At 53.9% G+C, this 3,105-nt stretch carries 4 protein-coding genes; 2 read left to right on the top strand and 2 right to left on the bottom strand.

Annotation, left to right across the window (positions count from 1 at the left end; all coding sequences use genetic code 11):
* Nucleotides 1–298: 298 nt before the first annotated feature.
* Together V7665_RS12450 and V7665_RS12445 are read right to left on the bottom strand one after the other, a co-directional pair.
* A complete protein-coding gene (locus V7665_RS12450; protein ID WP_335664855.1) occupies nucleotides 299–973 on the bottom strand; it encodes a cold-shock protein in 675 nt (224 codons plus the stop codon).
* Between the two features lie 188 nt (nucleotides 974–1,161).
* Nucleotides 1,162–1,524, bottom strand: a complete 363-nt coding sequence (locus V7665_RS12445) for a DUF4870 family protein (RefSeq protein WP_335664853.1) — start codon at nucleotides 1,522–1,524, stop codon at nucleotides 1,162–1,164.
* A 232-nt stretch (nucleotides 1,525–1,756) separates the two neighbouring features.
* Here V7665_RS12445 and V7665_RS12440 point away from each other — a divergent pair, with 232 nt between their 5' ends.
* Nucleotides 1,757–2,374, top strand: coding sequence for a ribonuclease D (locus V7665_RS12440; RefSeq protein WP_335664852.1), 618 nt, complete (start codon nucleotides 1,757–1,759; stop codon nucleotides 2,372–2,374).
* A gap of 57 nt (nucleotides 2,375–2,431) precedes the next feature.
* Nucleotides 2,432–3,076 carry an LPS export ABC transporter periplasmic protein LptC gene (gene lptC / locus V7665_RS12435; protein ID WP_335664851.1) on the top strand — a complete coding sequence of 215 codons (645 nt, stop codon included), beginning with the start codon at nucleotides 2,432–2,434 and terminating at the stop codon, nucleotides 3,074–3,076.
* Nucleotides 3,077–3,105 lie beyond the last annotated feature (29 nt).

Genomic DNA, 3,105 nt, shown 5'->3' with positions numbered 1-3,105 from the left:
ATCCGGACAAAAACTGGGGCGAGGTCGGTGTTGGCTTGCGCTACAATATGGGCAATGTCTCGTTTGTCTTGACCGCCGATTCGACGGTTGGCCGGTCGGATGTTTCCAGTCAGGTCTATTCCGGAGCGATTAGCGTCCGCTTCTAGGAACAGAGGGATTTAAATCAGAAAAGCCCGTCAAGCTTGTTCGACCGGCTTTTCTATGTCGGTCGATTGGGCAGTTGCAACGCACCCAAAAGCGCAAAAAAATGGCGGACCAGAGCCCGCCATTTTTGAATTATCTGATAAGCTCTAGAGCATTATTTTGCGACCAAATTCACCGCCGCAGTCTTGCCGCGTTGATCCACTTCCAGTTCAAACTCCAGTTTGTCGCCTTCTTCCAGCCCGCGCATACCGGCGCGTTCTACGGCTGAAATGTGGACAAATGCATCGGGCTGTCCATCATCACGCTGGATGAAACCAAAGCCTTTGCTGCCGTTGAAAAATTTCACGGTACCCGTGGCTTTTTCTCCGGTAAGCTCCCGGCGAGGGGCACCGCCACCGCTACGCTCTTCGCGAGGGGGCGGGCCGCTATCCGTGACTTCGATAAGATCGCCTTCGATCTGAATGTCCGAAGCGGAGACTTTCCCGCCGCGGTCAACCAGTGAAAAGCGCAATGTCTGGCCTTCAGCGAGACCTTTCAGGCCCGCGCGTTCGACTTGACTAATATGGACAAAAACATCTTCGCCGCCACCATCTTGCACGATGAAGCCAAAACCCTTTTGCGCATTGAAAAATTTAACCGTCCCGGTGCTTTCGCCGACAACCTGATCCGGCATACCGCCGCCTCGTCTGGCGCCGCCCGAATCACTGTCTGGCCGCGTATATCTTTCTACGGGCGGACCGTTATCACCTTGATATCCATCGAAGTTTTCGTCACCGAAGCCGTCGCGCTTGTCCCGGCCTCTGCCTCGCCGGTTTCTATCAAAACCCATTCTAAAATCGTCACTTTCAATTCGCCCTACCCAGTAATAGCAATGCCACAGCGGACGACCTCCGGAACATTGTTTTGCGCGAATCCCATTACCGCGCCCCCTTGCCATATAGAAAAATGGAGGAATAAGCGAATGAATTCGGTGTTTTGCTGACAATCTTACGGAAACTGATGCCCAGGCGGTCCTGTTCAGAAAAGCCAGGTTTTCGGATCAGCTATCGGTTCATGTTTCTGCGCTTTCAGCAATGCCAGTATTGAACGGACCAATATCCAGGCAGCGAGCGCCAGCAATATGGGAATCCCGATCAATATGAAAGAGAGAATTACGCCGATAATCCCGACCACAAATCCGATGACAAATGTCATCACATGAAATTGCAAATGGCTTTCTTCCCACGTGCCTGCGACCTCATCCTTCCAGACCAATGCAAGGATGAACCCCACCAGGCCGGTGATACCGACAACAAATCCGGCGATATAGAGGAGTGAGACTATGGTTGCCTTGTTGAGATCGAAACCGGGGGCCACTGGTTCAGGTATTTTCTCTGCCATATTGTCAAACCCCTATGTTGTTCGCGCATTTCCCGTGCGCAATGAGGCTCAAACTAAACTTGCTGTTTGAACCGGCCTGCGGCACATAGCATATTTGATGATGCGCTGCTGTCAATTTTCACAGCCGGAGATCTGGCCATGGTTCAAAACCGGAAGCCAAAAAGGCGTCATGCCGACGCCACGGTTGAGAAAATGAGGTTGGCCCAGAGATAGTATAGACAGGCAAATATTAATGGCAGTTTTTTTTCACGAAGAAGATATTCCAGCAGGCGTTCTGGGCGATGGCCCGGTTGCGGTCGACACGGAAACCATGGGACTCCACACCCACCGGGATCGTCTGTGCCTGCTCCAGATATCCGATGGCCAGGGCGACGAGCATCTTGTACGCTTTGGTCCCGACAGTGACTATGGCGCTTCCAATCTTCGAGCCATATTGTCCGATCAAAACCGCCTGAAGCTCTATCATTTTGCCCGTTTTGATCTTGCCGCAATCGAATGTTATCTTGGCGTGATGGCGGCCCCGGTCTTCTGCACAAAAATCGCCTCGCGGCTCATCCGGACCTATACCGATCGCCATGGACTGAAGGAACTGGTCCGCGAGCTTCTCGGCCAGGATATCTCGAAGCAGCAGCAATCCAGCGATTGGGGCAACCCCGAGCTCAGCGAAGCCCAGCGGGACTATGCCGCATCGGATGTCCGCTTTCTGCACAGATTGAAGGATGAGCTGGAAATCCGGCTCGAGCGGGAGGGTAGAGCCGAGCTTGCTCAGGCCTGCTTTGAATTTCTGCCGGATCGTGCACGACTGGACCTGGCTGGCTGGCCGGAAGTAGACATTTTTGCGCATGCCTGAACGGTCGAAACTCTTGTTCAGTCGTCGCGACAATGATCATTGGAATATGGTCTAGCCATGTCGACCGCCGCCAACCCTGTCCGGACCAAGCGTCAGGAATTTGCTGCTCCGAACGGCAAGCATGACCGAAACGTAAAATGGTTGCGCTTCATTCTGCCTGTCGGAGTTGGGCTATTGGGATCGATGCTGGCTCTGGCCCCGTTCACCATGGGCGGCGAGCTGAGTTTCGTTCTGGACAAGAATAGCGTGGACGTTGCCAAGGAACGCATGCGCGTTACCGAGGCGCTCTATCGGGGTGAGGATAGCGAAGGTCGCCCGTTTTCCCTCAAAGCGGGTTCTGCCGTGCAGAAAAGCTCGAGCGAAGCGATCGTTGAGTTGAAGGATCTTTCCGCTCGCATATTGCTGAAGGAGGGGCCGGCCCAGATACGCGCCAGCGCAGGCCGCTATGACATGGATCAGGAAAATGTCCGGGTGCCTGGACCGGTGCAGGTCGAGGCCGCCAGTGGATATCGTCTTTCGACCAACAATGTCACCGTTGATCTCAAGCAGCGGACCTTGCGCAGCGACGGCGCGGTGGAGGGAAGGACCAATATCGGAACTTTCAGAGCGGATCGGCTCGAAGCCGATTTGGCTGAGCGCACCGTGAGCCTGAATGGCAATGCGCGTTTGCGGATCGAACAAAATGGACTAAGAAGACCCTAGATGAAATTGAAACTTTTTCTTTCCCTTTC

The organism is Parasphingorhabdus sp. (genome assembly GCF_036964675.1).
Classification (GTDB): Bacteria; Pseudomonadota; Alphaproteobacteria; order Sphingomonadales; family Sphingomonadaceae; genus Parasphingorhabdus.
Note: the sequence above shows the minus strand (reverse complement) of the source record. Positions and strands in the feature narration are given on the sequence as shown.

What these genes read in the sequence shown, in the direction of transcription:
- V7665_RS12450 (WP_335664855.1), bottom strand. Translation starts at nt 973, where the DNA reads ATGGGTTTTGATAGAAACCGGCGAGGCAGAGGCCGGGACAAGCGCGAC.
- V7665_RS12445 (WP_335664853.1), bottom strand. Translation starts at nt 1,524, where the DNA reads ATGGCAGAGAAAATACCTGAACCAGTGGCCCCCGGTTTCGATCTCAAC.
- V7665_RS12440 (WP_335664852.1), top strand. Translation starts at nt 1,757, where the DNA reads ATGGCAGTTTTTTTTCACGAAGAAGATATTCCAGCAGGCGTTCTGGGC.
- lptC (WP_335664851.1), top strand. Translation starts at nt 2,432, where the DNA reads ATGTCGACCGCCGCCAACCCTGTCCGGACCAAGCGTCAGGAATTTGCT.